At 68.5% G+C, this 13,840-nt stretch carries 11 protein-coding genes; 8 read left to right on the top strand and 3 right to left on the bottom strand.

Annotated features, from left to right (window positions below; genetic code table 11):
* Positions 1-49 precede the first annotated feature (49 nt).
* Complete coding sequence (locus POL67_RS06700) at positions 50-1,693, top strand: long-chain fatty acid--CoA ligase (protein WP_271916239.1); 1,644 nt, start codon at positions 50-52, stop codon at positions 1,691-1,693.
* 9 nt (positions 1,694-1,702) lie between these two features.
* Entirely contained in the window at positions 1,703-2,257 is a 555-nt protein-coding gene (locus tag POL67_RS06695) for a hypothetical protein (protein ID WP_271916238.1), read from the top strand.
* Here POL67_RS06695 and POL67_RS06690 read toward each other — a convergent pair.
* Both POL67_RS06690 and POL67_RS06685 read right to left on the bottom strand, forming a co-directional pair.
* A complete protein-coding gene (locus tag POL67_RS06690; protein ID WP_271916237.1) occupies positions 2,254-2,742 on the bottom strand; it encodes a GreA/GreB family elongation factor in 489 nt (162 codons plus the stop codon). The genes POL67_RS06695 and POL67_RS06690 overlap by 4 nt on opposite strands.
* 21 nt (positions 2,743-2,763) lie before the next feature.
* Complete coding sequence (locus POL67_RS06685) at positions 2,764-3,456, bottom strand: class I SAM-dependent methyltransferase (RefSeq protein ID WP_271916236.1); 693 nt, start codon at positions 3,454-3,456, stop codon at positions 2,764-2,766.
* 61 nt (positions 3,457-3,517) lie between these two features.
* Here POL67_RS06685 and POL67_RS06680 point away from each other — a divergent pair, with 61 nt between their 5' ends.
* The 6 genes from POL67_RS06680 to POL67_RS06655 all read left to right on the top strand — a co-directional run bounded on the left by POL67_RS06680 (position 3,518) and on the right by POL67_RS06655 (position 12,998).
* A complete protein-coding gene (locus POL67_RS06680) occupies positions 3,518-4,231 on the top strand; it encodes a hypothetical protein (RefSeq protein WP_271916235.1) in 714 nt (237 codons plus the stop codon).
* A 40-nt stretch (positions 4,232-4,271) separates the two neighbouring features.
* On the top strand, positions 4,272-5,288 hold the full coding sequence (locus tag POL67_RS06675) for a lysylphosphatidylglycerol synthase transmembrane domain-containing protein (RefSeq protein ID WP_271916234.1): 1,017 nt from the start codon (positions 4,272-4,274) through the stop codon (positions 5,286-5,288).
* A gap of 43 nt (positions 5,289-5,331) precedes the next feature.
* Complete coding sequence (locus tag POL67_RS06670) at positions 5,332-5,925, top strand: Uma2 family endonuclease (RefSeq protein WP_271916233.1); 594 nt, start codon at positions 5,332-5,334, stop codon at positions 5,923-5,925.
* 9 nt (positions 5,926-5,934) lie between these two features.
* Positions 5,935-7,917, top strand: a complete 1,983-nt coding sequence (locus POL67_RS53485) for a sulfatase (protein ID WP_271916232.1) — start codon at positions 5,935-5,937, stop codon at positions 7,915-7,917.
* Between the two features lie 46 nt (positions 7,918-7,963).
* Positions 7,964-10,363 carry a hypothetical protein gene (locus POL67_RS06660; protein WP_271916231.1) on the top strand — a complete coding sequence of 800 codons (2,400 nt, stop codon included), beginning with the start codon at positions 7,964-7,966 and terminating at the stop codon, positions 10,361-10,363.
* Between the two features lie 208 nt (positions 10,364-10,571).
* Complete coding sequence (locus POL67_RS06655) at positions 10,572-12,998, top strand: hypothetical protein (RefSeq protein WP_271916230.1); 2,427 nt, start codon at positions 10,572-10,574, stop codon at positions 12,996-12,998.
* Positions 12,999-13,070: 72 nt separating this feature from the next.
* On the opposite strand, the gene POL67_RS06650 is transcribed toward POL67_RS06655, so the two are convergent.
* Complete coding sequence (locus tag POL67_RS06650) at positions 13,071-13,748, bottom strand: hypothetical protein (protein WP_271916229.1); 678 nt, start codon at positions 13,746-13,748, stop codon at positions 13,071-13,073.
* Positions 13,749-13,840: the final 92 nt, after the last annotated feature.

Here is a 13,840-nt window from a genome sequence, read left to right as displayed (position 1 = left end):
CGGCTACCATCCCCCCCGCCCGCTCCCCATCCTCGAGAGGAGGCGACCGATGCTTGCCGGACGCATGATGGACTTTCCCCTCACCCTCACGCATTTCCTCGAACGCGCGCGCACCTTCTTCGGTCGCAACGAGATCGTCTCGCGCCTCCCGGACAAGACCCTCGTCCGCGGCACGTACGGCGACTTCTACCGCCGCACCGCCAAACTCGCGAACGCCCTCGCGCGCCTCGGGGTTCGGCCGGGGGATCGGGTCGCCACGCTCTCGTGGAATCATCAGCGCCACCTCGAGGTCTACCTCGGCGCGCCGGCCATGGGCGCCGTCGTCCACACCTTGAACCTCCGCCTCCACCCGAACGAGCTTGGCTACATCGCCAACCACGCCGAGGACAAGGTCGTCGTCGTCGACCGCTCCCTCCTGCCGCTCTGGCGCAAGTTCGCCGACCAGGTCCGCTCGGTCCGCCACGTCATCGTCGTGCCCGACTGCCCCGCGCAGGGCGAACCGACGAGCGCCGAGATCGATTACGAGGAGCTCATCGCCCCCGAAAAGGACGAATACCCCTGGCCCTCGCTCGACGAGCGCAGCGCCGCGATGATCTGTTACACCTCGGGCACCACGGGAAACCCCAAGGGCGTCGTCTACAGCCATCGCTCCACCGTCCTGCACACGCTCATCGTGTGCAACGCCGATACCCTCGGCGTCCGCGAGGCCGACACCGTCCTGCCCGTCGTCCCCATGTTCCACGCCGCCGCCTGGGGCCTCCCGTATGCCGCCATCATGGCCGGCTCCAAGATCGTCTTCCCGGGCCCGCACCTCGACCCGCCCAGCCTGCTCGACCTCATGGCCGCCGAAAAGGTCACGATCGCCGCCGGCGTGCCCACGATATGGCTCGGCATCCTCCAGCTCCTCGATCAACACCCCGGCAAGTGGGACCTCTCCGCGATTCGCTCCACGGTCATCGGCGGCTCGGCCGCGCCGCCGGCCCTGATCGAGGGATTCAAGTCGCGGCACGGCATCGACGTCACCCACGCCTGGGGAATGACCGAGACGAACCCCATCGGCACGCTCGCGCGCGTCAAACATGGGATGTCCCATCTCGACGATGCCGCCAAGCTCGGGTGTAAAGCATCGCAGGGGTATGCCGTGCCGTTCGTCGAGCAGCGGCACGTCGCCGAGGACGGCACGATCCTCCCGTGGGACGGCGAGACCATGGGCGAGCTCGAGGTGCGCGGGCCCTGGGTCGCCTCCTCGTATTTCGGCGGCGAGGGCCCTGATCGGTTCACCACGGATGGCTGGTTCAAGACGGGCGACGTCGTCACGATCGACCGCGAGGGCTATCTCCGCATCACCGATCGATCAAAGGACGTCATCAAATCGGGCGGCGAGTGGATCAGCTCGGTCGCGCTGGAGAACGCGCTCATGAGCCACCCGGCCGTGCTCGAAGCGGCCGTCTTCGCGGCGCGGCACGCGAAATGGACCGAGCGCCCGCTCGCGGCGATCGTGCTCAAGGAGGGCAAGACCGCCACGAAGGAGGAGCTCAATGCCCACATCGAGGCGAAATTCGCGAAATTCTGGCTCCCGGACGATTACGTCTTCATGGCGCAGATCCCGCGCACCTCGACCGGCAAGTTCCTGAAGACGAAGCTCCGCGAGCTGTACGGCGACCACCTCGAAAAGAAGGGCGCCGCGGAGTAACACCTACCCATGCGTCCCTCCCTTCTCCTCGCGCTCGCCCTCGTCGCTTGTGGCGGAGCGCCGCCCCGGGAGATGCCGGCCGTCCACGTCGCGACGGCGCGCGCCTCGCATTCCTCCAGCGGGGCGCTCGTCGCCGAGCCGCTTCGGGATCCTGAGCCGTGCACGCGTGTCGCCGAGCTCGTGCGGATCGAGCGCGTGCCCGAGACGGAGAACGACACCACGCTCACCCCGGATTCCGGCTTCGGGCACAAGTCGATCCATTTCGCGGGCTCGCTGAACGGCGACCGCTTTCCCGACCTCATCATCTACTACAACGATACCTGTGGCAGCACGCATGAATGCATGTGCGGCGTCTACCTCGGCTGCGGCAACGGGGAATACCTCCCCGTATGGGGTCCCGAATACGCCTTCGAGCTGCAGGTCACCGACACCGAGACGGCGAACGGCTATCGCCTGATCCGGCACATCTCACGAGCGGGCGAAATGGATGCGATCGTCGTCGATCTCCACTTCGACGGACAATCGTACCAGCCCGTGCCGCAAGAGACGCCTCCCCGCCCCTAAGCGACGCTCTCCACCTCGTAGACCTTCGTCCCCTGCGGCGTCGGCACCTCTGCTTCGTCCCCTTCCGACAAACCCATCAATGCCGCGCCGAGCGGGCTCGTCGGCGTCACCACCTGCACCTCGGTCCCGCCCACCTTCACGCGTTGCCCGCCCGCCGCGGGCAGCACGAAGCAGACGAGCTTCGCTCCCCGGTGCACCAGCGTCACGAGCGCCGTCGCCGCGATCCCGTCCCCCGGCGCAAACGCGCGCACATAGATCGCACCCAAGAGCGCGAGCGACCGTTCGAGCTCCCGCGCTCGCTCGGCCTGGCCCCGCGCGATGTAGGACGCCTCGGTCGAGCGCATGTCCTTGTCGTTTTCGGGCTTGTTCTCTTCGTGGGACGCGGCCGCGGCCGCCTCCGACGCGATCCGCGCCATCGTGGCGAGCTCATCCCCGAGCCGCGTACGAAGCTCCTTCAGGAGTGCCTGTTTGTCGAGCTGCACCATCCACTCTCCGTCGACGCCGCATCAAGCCACGGACGCCCCACCCCCCGCAAGCGCCACGCGGTACACGACGCCCCATTTCTCCGCCGTCCCCTCCACATCGTCGATCACCGGCACCCGGTAGCGCGTGATCTCCTCGATCCCCTCGTTCGGCAGATACGCGCGCCCCGGATCCCCGAGCAGCACCGTCCGCCCTTCCGCCGCACGCGCGCGGAGCCACGGGAACACCACGCGTGTCATCGCCGCGTCGTAACAAACGTCCCCCGCCAGCACCACCTCCGCCCCCTCGGCCCAGGCGGGCAAACCCGCCCCCCCCAGCATGTCCTCGACGTGCGCCTCCACGGAGACGCCCCCGTCCTCCGCGTTCCTCGTGATCGCCACGGCGGCCAGCGGATCCGTGTCCACCGCGACCACCCGCCGCGCCCCCGCGCGCGCCGCTGCGATCGCGCAAAGCCCCGAGCCCGACGCGAGATCGAGCACCACCTTGCCGCGCACGAGCTCCGGCCGATCGAGCACGAGCCGCGCGATCGCTTGCCCGCCGGACCAGGCGAATGCCCAGAAGGGCGGCTCGATCCCGTGCATCCGGAGAAACGCTTCCGTGGCGCGCCAGAGCGGCGTCACCTCCGTCGCGAGCCGGAGCCGGATCTCGGGCAGCAGCGGCGGCGCGCACGGCGCCGTGTTCTCCTCGATGAATCGCCTCGCTTCGGCCTCGCGCATGAACGCGCGCGAGCGTACTCGATGCTTGACGCACGCGCGGAAAAAAGGTCAGTAGGGACCGATGTGGGCCCACGCGCGTCCTGCCATTCTCACCTTCCTGGGCCTCTTCGTCGCCGCCTGCGCGCCAGCCAAGCCTGCGGAGAGCCCGGCCGGCGCGTCGCCCACGGTCGCCGTCGCGGCGATCGAGCCGAGCGGCGAGCCGATCGGGCCCGACGTCGCGAGCCCTGGCGACCAGTTCGAGCTTTTGATCGGGGGCAAGGTCTACTCCGTGGCCGACGGCAAACCTTTCGAGGTGCAGATCGGCGGCGAGCGCATCGAGGCCACGATCCGCTCGAAGCAGGTCTTGCATTACGAGGGGAACGGGGTCTCCTTCCGGTATCCGAAAGAAATGACCCTGGAGGAGGAGCGATCCACGGGCGTTTCGAGCATCACCGTCGAGGCGGCCGATTCGACGTTCCTGATGATCCAGATCTATACGGTGGACGTCGATCCCGCGACGCTGCGCCAGTCGCTCGTGGATGGGATCGAGAAGGAGATGCGCTCGCGCGGCGGCCAGTTTCACCCGGGCAGCGGCAGCACCGTGCACAGGCGCCTGCGGGGCGAAAACGCCGAGGGGACGCGGCTCGAGTTCACGCTCGCGAAGGAGTCGATGCAGACCGAGATCTACGTCCTGCGCAAGAACAAGCTCATCATCTCCGTGCTGATCCAGCGCTCGGACGACGACGCGATCATGGCGGAGCGCCGCTTCAAGGTGATCACGGACTCGCTCCGGTAGGCTTGACAGGCGCCGCTTCGTGCGAGAGACCGAGGCGCCCGTGAGCGACCCCTCCCCGAACGAGCCCACGAAACAAGCCGCGCCGCGCTCGCTCGTGCGGCTCGCCGTCCGCCTCGTGGGCCCGGTCCTGCTCGTGGTCGTGCTCCTGCGCATGCGCGACACGCGCGCGGCGTGGGATGCGCTCGCAGGGGCCTCGCTCCTGCCGCTCGCGCTCGCATTTGCGCTGAACGCGGCGAGCTACTGGCTCAAGATCATCCGCTCCGACGTCCTCCTCTCGGCGCGCGGCTACGACTACCCGCGCAAGCGCGCCTGGCTCGGCTTCCTCTCGTCGGTCTTCGTCGGCATGTTCACGCCGGGCCGTGTGGGCGACGTCCTTCGCGCGCAATACTTCCGCCACGACCTCGGCATGCCTTATTCCGAAGGGATCGCGGTCGTCGTGGTCGACCGGCTCTGCGACCTCTACGTGCTCGTCGCGTTCGTGGCGGTGGGCGTGGCGCGATGGAGCTCGGTCGTCGTCGGGGATCTCGCGCTCTTCACGTGGGCGGGCGTGCTGCTCACGACGCTCGGCCCGCTCGTCCTCTTCGTGCCCTCGTTCGCGCAAACGGCGATGCGGGCGCTTTACAAGAAAATGCCCGGCCACCCCACGGGCGAGGGATTTGATCGTTTTCTTTTGGCCCTGCGCGCCCAGCGCCCGCGGCACCTCGCGTCCGCGGTCGTGCTCACGCTCCTCGCGTTCGGCGTGAATTACCTCCAGGGCTATCTGATCGCGCAATCGCTGCACTTCGACCTGGCCTTCTACGACGTCGTCGGCCTGCTCGCGGTCGCGAGCTTGCTCGGCCTCCTGCCGATCTCGGTCTCGGGCCTCGGCGTGCGCGAGCTCTTCTTTTCAGAGGTCTTCCCGGCGCTCGGCCACACCGCGGACGCGGGCTTGATCTACGGCCTCGTGGTGTTCCTGGTGATCTACGTGGGCGTGGCGGCGATGGGGTTTGTCGGGTGGTATCTGGCGCCGCCGCCGTTCGGAGACGAACCCGAGAAGCCGAGGCGCTCGACGGCGTGAACGGGGCGCTCCCCCTTGGCTCCGGATGTGGTAAGATCAAGCCATGAACGCCTTGCCGGCGCGCAAGCTGGAGGATGACGAACGGAACGCGCCCGAGGTCGAGGCGGCGTTCGAAGCGGTGCCGGAGGGACAGATCGCCGAGATCATCGACGGCGAGCTCCACGTGCAGCCGCGACCGCGAATGCGACATTCACGTGCGTCGTCCGTACTCACGCGTTCGCTGCGTGCCTTCGATCCGCCCGAGGATGAGCCTCCGGGGGGATGGTTCATCGTGTTCGAACCCGAACTGCACCTCGGTCCGCGACCGGACAAGCTCGTGCCGGACCTGGCTGGCTGGCGACGGGAGCGTGTGCCCGAGATGCCCGACGTCGCGGCGTGCACGATCACGCCCGACTGGGTATGCGAGGTCCTCTCACCGGACAACCTGTCCACGGACCGCGGGAAGAAAAGGCGAATTTACCAACGCGAGCGCGTCGGGCACCTCTGGTTCGTGGATCCTGGTGCGCGGGCGGTCGAAGTGTATCGGCTCACCGGTGAAGGGTATTTGCTGGTCGACGTGTACGAGGGCGACGTGCGTGAACGGCTCGAGCCCTTCGAAGCCATCGAAATCAATCTCGGCGCGCTCTGGCGGATGTAGAGCCCGAACGTGAACGAAAACCAGCCCCCCGGGGCTTCCGTCTCCGGCCCCGACGCGATCCTCCTCGCCTGGATCACCGCGGCCATCACGAATGCGATCACCATCACGCGGTCCTTCCGCTTGCCGCCGCGCCTCCTCACGCGCGTCCTGCATCACGCCTTCGACACGGGCCATTTCCTCGCCCTCGGCCTCGCCGGGGCCGGCCTCGTGGGCCTGTACGTTCGTTTTGGCCACACGCGCCGCCGCACGTCCGCCGCCGTGTTCGTCGTGCTCTCCCTCGCCCTCGGCGCCCTCGTCTTGCCCTCGGACCTCGCGACGGCCGCCGAGCGCCACGCCTCGGGCCATGCGGCCTGGGTCGAGACGGCGCTGCTCATCCTCGCCGTCGGCCTCCTCGCGCTCACCGTCCCGCTCGCCGTCCTGCTCGGCCGCCTCGCCGCGCGCCCCTATCTCCGCTGGGTCGCCCTCGCCGCCGCCGCCGCGCTCCTCTCGGCGAACCCCGTCCTCCTCCAGGGCGATTATGCCGGCGCGCGCCTCTTCGTCGCTTTCGCCGCCGCGGCCCTCTTCGCCGCCGCCCTCGCCGGCGCCGCCTTGCCCGCGCGCCTCGCCCCGTTCGTCGCCCGCCTGCGCCCTCTCCGCGCCCCCTTCCTCGCCATCGCCTCGCTCGCCGCGGCCGCCTCGCTCGTCATCGCCCCGCGCCCCACCGTCGCCTTGGCCCTGCAAAGCCCGACCGGATCCCTGCTCCCGCCTTTCCTCGGGCCCCTCCACGAGGACGCGATCGTCGACGACGCCCCCGTGCCCCCCGAAATGGCCCCGTGGTTCGCCGACCGCAAGGACGCGCCGCCCGTACCGCCCAGCGCGCCCTCGGTGCTGCCTGCAAGCCCCGTCGTTTTCCTCTTCAGCATCGATTGCCTCCGAAACGACCTCCTCGCGTCCGGCAAGTACGACGAAAAACTCCCCACCCTCGCCTCCCTCCGCCGGCAGGGCGTGTATTTCCGCAATGGGCGCTCCCCCGGCGCGCAGACCGTCTACAGCCTCTCGGCGCTCTTCGCCGGCACCTACTTCTCACAGCAATACTGGACCCCTTCGACCGGCGACGTCCACGGCCTCTGGCCCGAGAACGACCCCACCCCGCGTTTCCCCGAGCTCCTCCGCGCCCGTGGCGTCACCACCGTCACCTTCGCCGGCGCCCCCTGGCTCGTGAATCGGTATGGCATCGTGCGGGGGTTTTCCGAAGAGACCTTCGTCCGCCCCGTCGGCAACCATTTCACCCTCGGAAAGCACCTCGTCGACGCGGCCCTCCGCCGCCTCGCGGCCACGCGCGGCGAGCCCTTGTTCCTGTACATCCATTTCCTCGACGCCCACGCCCCCTACGACCTCGCCGGCGGAAGCGGCCCCGAGCTCGATCGGTACCTCGGCGAGCTCGCCCTCGTCGACGCCGAAATCGGCCGCGTCGTCCGCATGATCGCGGCCTCTCCGCTCGCGGACCGCGCCGCCTTCGTGATCACGAGCGACCACGGCGAGGCCTTCGGCGAGCATGGCCAGTACCGCCACGCGAACTCCCTCTACGACGAGCTCTTGCGGGTCCCCCTCCTCGTCCAGGCCAAAGGCCTCACGCCGCGCGTCGTCGACGAGCCCGTCACGCTCGTCGACCTCGGCCCGACGATGCTCGACCTCTTCGGCGTCGAGACGCCCGGCACCTTCCTCGGCCAGAGCCTCGTGCCGTTCCTGCGCGGCGAGAGCCCCACGCTCACGCGCCCGATCCTCGCCGAGACCCGCATGAAGCGCGCCCTCGTCCTGCGCGACGGGACCAAGGTCACGGTCGACGATCGCAGCCGCACCCTGGAACTTTATGATCTCGCCTCCGATCCGGGCGAGATGCGGAGCCTCGCGGACGACCCCACGCGCCTCCTCCCCCCGCTCTCGCTCCTGCGCCGTTTCCTCGCCACGCACACCTTGCGCCGCGAAGGCTACGTGACCCCCTATCGACGGTGAGCCCCGCTTGACGCCGTCTCCCGAGGCAGCTACGCCCTCGCCCTCCATGGAATCGGGAGAGGCTCGGATCCAGGGCCGCGCGGGGGGGCGCCTCGGCAGCGCCGCCGTAGCCCTCGTCCTCCTCGCCGGGATGGCCTACTTCGGCAAGGTCGTCCACGCGCATTACCCGATCCAGCAATGGCTCGTCTGGCATTACGCCGGCATGTGGCTCGGCGTGCTCGTCGTCCTCGCCGGCGCCTACGGCCTCGGCCACGTCCTCGTCCGGCGCGCCCTCGGCCTCCGGCTCCCGCTCCTCGAACACGCGATCACGGCCTTCGCCGTCGGCGTCTTCGGCTACGAAATCCTCGTCTTCCTCGCCGGGATCTTCCAGCTCTATCGAGCGCCCACCTTTTTCGCCCTCCCGCTCGGCCTGCTCGCCGCCGTCTCCGTCCCCCTCGCGCGCCACCTCGCGCACGTGCGCCGTGTCCTTTCGCGGGCCTCGCGGCGCGCGCCGCGCCTTGGAACAGGGGCGATCCTCGCGCTCGCGTTCGGCTGCCTCGGGCTCGGGCTCTTGTATGTCAACGTCCTCACCCCGCAAAACGTCCAGTTCGACGCGCGGTGGAAGCACATGGCGATCGCCGAGGATTACGTGCTCCACGGCGGCATCCACCCTTCGGCCGAGGGCTGGGTCTTCTCGGCGCGCCCGCATTTCAGCTCGTATCTCTACACCTGGGCCTTTCTCTTGCCCAAAGCCCGCCTCTTCGACCGGATGGTCCTCGCGGCCCACCTCGAATTCGCGGCCTTTCTGTTCACCACCGTCGTCGGCATCCCCGCGCTCGTGAGGCGCCTCGTCCGGGGCGCCGATCCTCGCTGGATCTGGGCCGTCCGTTTCCTCTTCCCGGGCGTCCTGCTCTACGACAGCTCCGTCAGCGGCGGGGCCGATCACCTCGGGGCCATGGTTGCGGTCCCGATCGCGCTCTGCACGTTCCGCGTCCTCCGCGATTTCGATCCGCGCCGCGCCGCGCTGCTCGGCGTCCTCGCGGCCGGCGCGGCGCTCACGAAGGAGACCGTGGCGATCATGCTGGTCCCCTTCCCGGCGCTCGCCCTCCTCGTCCAGTCGATCCGCGCGGCCCGGAGCAATCGCCGCGCCCTCCTCGGCCCGCTCGTCTTTGGCCTCGCCGCCCTCGTCGCCACCTCGCCGCTCTGGCTGAAGAACTTCGTCTTTTATGGCGACCCTGTTTATCCCCTCTCGCATCGCTTCCTGAACCTGCACCCCTTCTCCGAGGACGCCGCGTATCGATTCCAGTACGGGTATCTCGAAGGGAAGATGTGGGCGCCGACGCGGGACCTCGCGGGCCTCGCCGAGACGGCGAGCTCGCTCTGGCTCTTCTCGTTTCTCCCGAACGACTGGGGGAAATTCCACGGCGACGTCCCCGTCTTCGGCTCGCTCTTCACGCTCCTCCTGCCGGCCTTGCTCCTCGTGCGCGTGGACAGGCGCGTGTGGTTCCTCGTCGCGTGGATCCACGTGGCGATCTTCGCGTGGTACTCCGTCCACCACCAGGACCGTTACCTCCAGGGACAACTCCCGCTGATGACGGCCGTCACGGCGGTGCTCTTGCTCTCGCTGTATCGCTCGTTCGGCCGTCCCACGCGGGCCGCGCTCTTCGGGCTCGTGGGATTGCAGGTCGTCTGGGGCGGCGACGTGTATTTCATCCAGACGCACGTCCACGCGAAATCACCGCCGAAGCAGGTGATCGACCTCGTGAGCGGCGGGTTCGATCAAAAATACACGGAGCGTTTCGCCGTCCAGGCGCGCTTCCAGACGATCGGCGCCGAGGTCCCGCCGGGATCCCGCCTGCTCCTCCACCTCATGCACGTGCACCATGGCCACCTCGGCACGGGCCATCGCACGGTGCTCGACAATTACCTCTGGCAATTCGGCATCGAATACGGCCGCGCCGGCTCCCCCGAGGGCGTACGCAAGCGCCTCCGCGAGCTCGGCGTCACGCACGCGTTCGTCGCGCCCGAAAAAGAGAGCGACGGCTCGAACTCGATCGCGGCCGACATCCTGTTCTGGGAATTCGCGCAGAGCGGGCTCGCCGAGCGCCGCGTGATCGAGGGCGGCGTCCTCGGCCGCGTGACGGACACCCCGATCACGGCCCCCTTCCACGACGCGGCCCTCCTCCTCGGCTGCACGAAGGACGCGCCGCCGCGCGGGCTGTATCACGTGAACGACCTGCACATCTTGCCGTATGGCCCGAAGGCGCTCGACTTCCCGGCGCCCGAGGCCGAGGCCGCCACGAAGGAGGCCGCGGAGCGGCTGATTCCGGCCGCCGAATACGTGATCCTCGAAAAACAATGTTACGAACAGAAGCCCACCGCGCTGCTCCAGGGCTTCGAGCTGCTCGTCGAGCGCAGGAGCCACGGCGCCTGGAAGAAGCTCGAAATCTGGTCGCGGAAGCGCTGAACTGCGACGTTTCAGGCTTGACGAGTTCGTGCAATGGGACGATTTCGACCCTCGGTCTTCGAGGGCTCCTGCCCCCGCCCTTGATCTCCACCTCACCCGGCCCACGTGAGGCTTGACTCACGGGGGGCCGGGGAGTACTCCGCCCCGGGCGATGGAGTCGGAGTCGGCCCCAACTGTACCGTCCGCTGGATCACGCGCGCTCGACGTCGTGCGTACCCACCTCCGCGGGGCCCTCGCCACGACGATGCTCGTGGCCGGGATCGCCCTCTTCGGGTGGGTCGTCCACCGGCATTATCCCATTCCGAAGTGGCTGTTCTGGCGTTACGCCGGTTACTGGCTCGGCGCCTTGGTCGTCGGCACCGCGAGTTACGGGATCGGCCACGTCCTCGTCGAGCGTGTCTTCCGCCTCCGCCTGCCGCTCCTCGAACACGCCGTCTTTTCGTTCGTGCTCGGCATTTTCGGATTCGAGACCACGATGTGCCTCGTCGGGGCGGCGCAGGGCTATCGCAAGCCCGCCTTCTACGCCGTGCCCCTCGTGCTCCTCGCCGCCGTGGCCTTGCCGCTCCGCCGCCACGTCGCGCACGTGCGCCGCGTCCTCGCCCGCACGGCCCGCACGCGCCCCGCGCTCGGCTGGAGCACGCTCGCCACGGTCTTCGGCGTGCTCGGGCTCGGGATGGTCTATTTCCTCGTGCTCACGCCGCACAACATCCAGTTCGACGCGCGGTGGAAGCACATGGCGATCGCGGAGAACTGGGTCGCGCACGGCGGCCTGTATCCCGCCGCTGAAGGCTGGGTCTTCTCCGCCCGCCCCCATTTCACCTCGTACCTCTACGCGTGGGCCTTCCTCGCGCCGGGCCGCCTCTTCGACAAGATGGTCCTCTCGGCGCACCTCGAATTCCTGATCTTCGTGGTGACGACGGTCCTCGGCATCCCGGCGCTCGTTCGCCGGCTCGTGCCGAAGGCCGATCCACGCTGGGTCTGGGCCGCGCGCTTCGTCTTCCCGGGCGTCTTCCTCTACGACAGCTCGCTCAGCGGCGGCGCCGATCACGCCGGCGCGATGTACGCGATCCCGATCGCGCTCTGCCTCTTCCGCGTCCTTCGTGACTTCGATCCGCGCTTCGTCGTGCTCCTCGGCCTCTTCATCGGCGGCGCGGGGATCACGAAAGAGACGATCGTCATGATGCTCGGCGTGGCGCCGCTCCTGCTCGTCGGCGGCAAAATCGTCGTCGTGCTCGTCCAGAGCCTCCGCGGGAAAGCCACGCCGGAGCTGCGCCGCCGGGCCCTGCTCTCGCCGCTGCTCCTCGCCGCGGCGGGCCTCGTCGCGACCTCGCCCCTCTGGCTGAAGAACTTCCTCTTTTATGGGGACCCGGTCTACCCGGTCTTCAGCAAATACCTGCACGCGCACCCGCTCACGGACCAGGCGCTTTATCGATTCAAGTACGGGTATGCCGAGGGCCTGCTCTGGAAGCCGACGCGGGACCTGAAGGGCCTGCGCGAGACGCTCCAGGCCCTCTTCACCTGGTCCTTCAGCCCGAACGACTGGCCCAAGTTCCACCGCACCGTCCCCGTCATCGGCTCGCTCTTCACGCTGCTGCTCGCGTGCCTGCCCTTCCTGAAGAACACGAAGCGGCTCTGGATCCTCGTCTTCTGGATCCACCTGGGGATCTTCGGCTGGTATTCGATCCACCACCAGGATCGCTATCTCCAGGGCCTGATGCCGCTCATGGCAGCGGTCACGGTGGCGATCGCGCTCTCCCTGTGGCGCTCGTTCGGCGTGGCCGCACGCGGCGCCCTCGGCATGCTCGTCGGCCTGCAACTCATCTGGGGCGGCGACGTCTACTTCATCCAGACGCACGGCTTCGTGAAGACGCCGCTAAAATCGGCGATCGACCTTTTGAGCGCCGGCTTCGAGAAGAAATACGACGATCGATTCGACATCCAGGACGGCTGGCAGGACGTCGGAAACGCCACGCCGAAGGGCTCGCGCCTGCTCGTGCACATCTTCCTGAGCCACCATTTCCAGCTCGGGACGAACCGCGAGACGATCCTGGACATGTACCTCTTCCAGTACGGGATCGAATACGGCGCGGCGAAGACGCCGGAAGGCGTGCGCCAGATGGTGAAGGACCTCGGCGCCACCCACGTCTTCGTGGCGCCCGACAAGAAGGCCGACGGGATGAACTCGATCGCGGCCGACATCCTGTTCTGGGATTTCGTCCGGTATCTGACGGACCGAAAATCCGTGAACGAGGGCGTGCTCGGCGGCGTGCCCGACAAGCCGATCGACGTGCCGTTCCGCGACACAGTGGCCGTCCTGAGCTGCTCGGCAAAGGCGCCCCCAAACGGCCTGTACAAGCTCTCGGACCTGCGCACGTTGCCCTACGGCCCGGACAACCGTCGCTTCGGCAAGCCCCTGCGCGCAGCGAACAACAAGGACGTGGCCGCGGCCTTCCTGCCGATGGCCGAATTCGTGGTCGTGGAAGACACCTGCTACGACCCGAAGAGCCTGCCCCCGGACATCTCACGCTCCTACGACCTGCTCGTCGAGCGCCGGGAATGGTCAGGCTTCCGGGGGATGGACATCTTCCGCCGCAAGGCGCACCTGCCGGCGATGCCGGTGCCCCCTGGGCCTTAGGTCTCAGCACAAGCCGCCGCGCCGGGCGGAGCAACTGGGCGACACGGACCCCTCGTCAAGGTCCCCGGCACGTCAAGTTCGATCGCCTCGCGCGAGCGCTCGCCTGCCGGTCCACACGAGGGCGCCGAGCAGGACGAGCAAGGCGGCGTACCGGCCGTCTGCGTGCGCTCCGACGGCGCAGGTTCCACATGCGGACGTCCCCTCCGGCAAGCTGCCTGGGTTCGGCGCCACGGCCGAGGCCACGGGCGGGCTGCTCGATGGCGGCGGCGCAGACGAATCCGCAGAGGGAGCCGAAGGCTGGGCGTCGACCGCGGGCCACTGCCTCGAACCGGGTTCGGAATCGATGACGGCTCCGAGCTCCGAGAGCCGATCCGTGCGGACGTGCTTGCTCGCGCACGATTTGCCGTCGGCTTTGATCGTGTAGAAGAGGCGGACCTCCTTCACCGGCGACGTCGGCGTGTCCCTCCGCTGAATCTCGAGAAAATCGGAGCAGGGCATACCGCGGTCCGTGATGGCATCCCGCGCCTCGTAGGCCGATGTCCCAGGCACCCAGTTCTCCCGAATCGCTTCCACCTTGGGCAAGTCGCCCGAATCGATGAGGTAGAGACGGACGGACTCGTATCTTCCGATGATGAATGGAACGAGGGTGCCCGTGTCGATGACGGCAGCGCCCTTGAAGGTACCCGTCATGAGGAGGACCTTGCCGGGAGGCAGCGCGCCCTCGACGTCGACGTGGATCGAGTGTTTCACCAGGACCAGGCCGGGAGGGGCCACATTGGCGCGGGCGACCCCCGACGCAAGGGCGACGAGGACGCATGTCCCGAGGATGCAGAGGGCGCGGG

Source organism: Polyangium mundeleinium, assembly GCF_028369105.1.
GTDB classification, from domain to species: domain Bacteria; phylum Myxococcota_A; class Polyangia; order Polyangiales; family Polyangiaceae; genus Polyangium; species Polyangium mundeleinium.
The sequence above is the reverse complement of the archived record's forward strand: the minus strand, read 5'-3'. Positions and strand labels throughout refer to the sequence as shown.

Excerpts from the sequence above, each read along its gene's own strand:
- POL67_RS06700 (WP_271916239.1), top strand. The coding sequence starts at position 50 with ATGCTTGCCGGACGCATGATGGACTTTCCCCTCACCCTCACGCATTTC.
- POL67_RS06695 (WP_271916238.1), top strand. The coding sequence starts at position 1,703 with ATGCGTCCCTCCCTTCTCCTCGCGCTCGCCCTCGTCGCTTGTGGCGGA.
- POL67_RS06690 (WP_271916237.1), bottom strand. The coding sequence starts at position 2,742 with ATGGTGCAGCTCGACAAACAGGCACTCCTGAAGGAGCTTCGTACGCGG.
- POL67_RS06685 (WP_271916236.1), bottom strand. The coding sequence starts at position 3,456 with ATGCGCGAGGCCGAAGCGAGGCGATTCATCGAGGAGAACACGGCGCCG.
- POL67_RS06680 (WP_271916235.1), top strand. The coding sequence starts at position 3,518 with ATGTGGGCCCACGCGCGTCCTGCCATTCTCACCTTCCTGGGCCTCTTC.
- POL67_RS06670 (WP_271916233.1), top strand. The coding sequence starts at position 5,332 with ATGAACGCCTTGCCGGCGCGCAAGCTGGAGGATGACGAACGGAACGCG.
- POL67_RS06660 (WP_271916231.1), top strand. The coding sequence starts at position 7,964 with ATGGAATCGGGAGAGGCTCGGATCCAGGGCCGCGCGGGGGGGCGCCTC.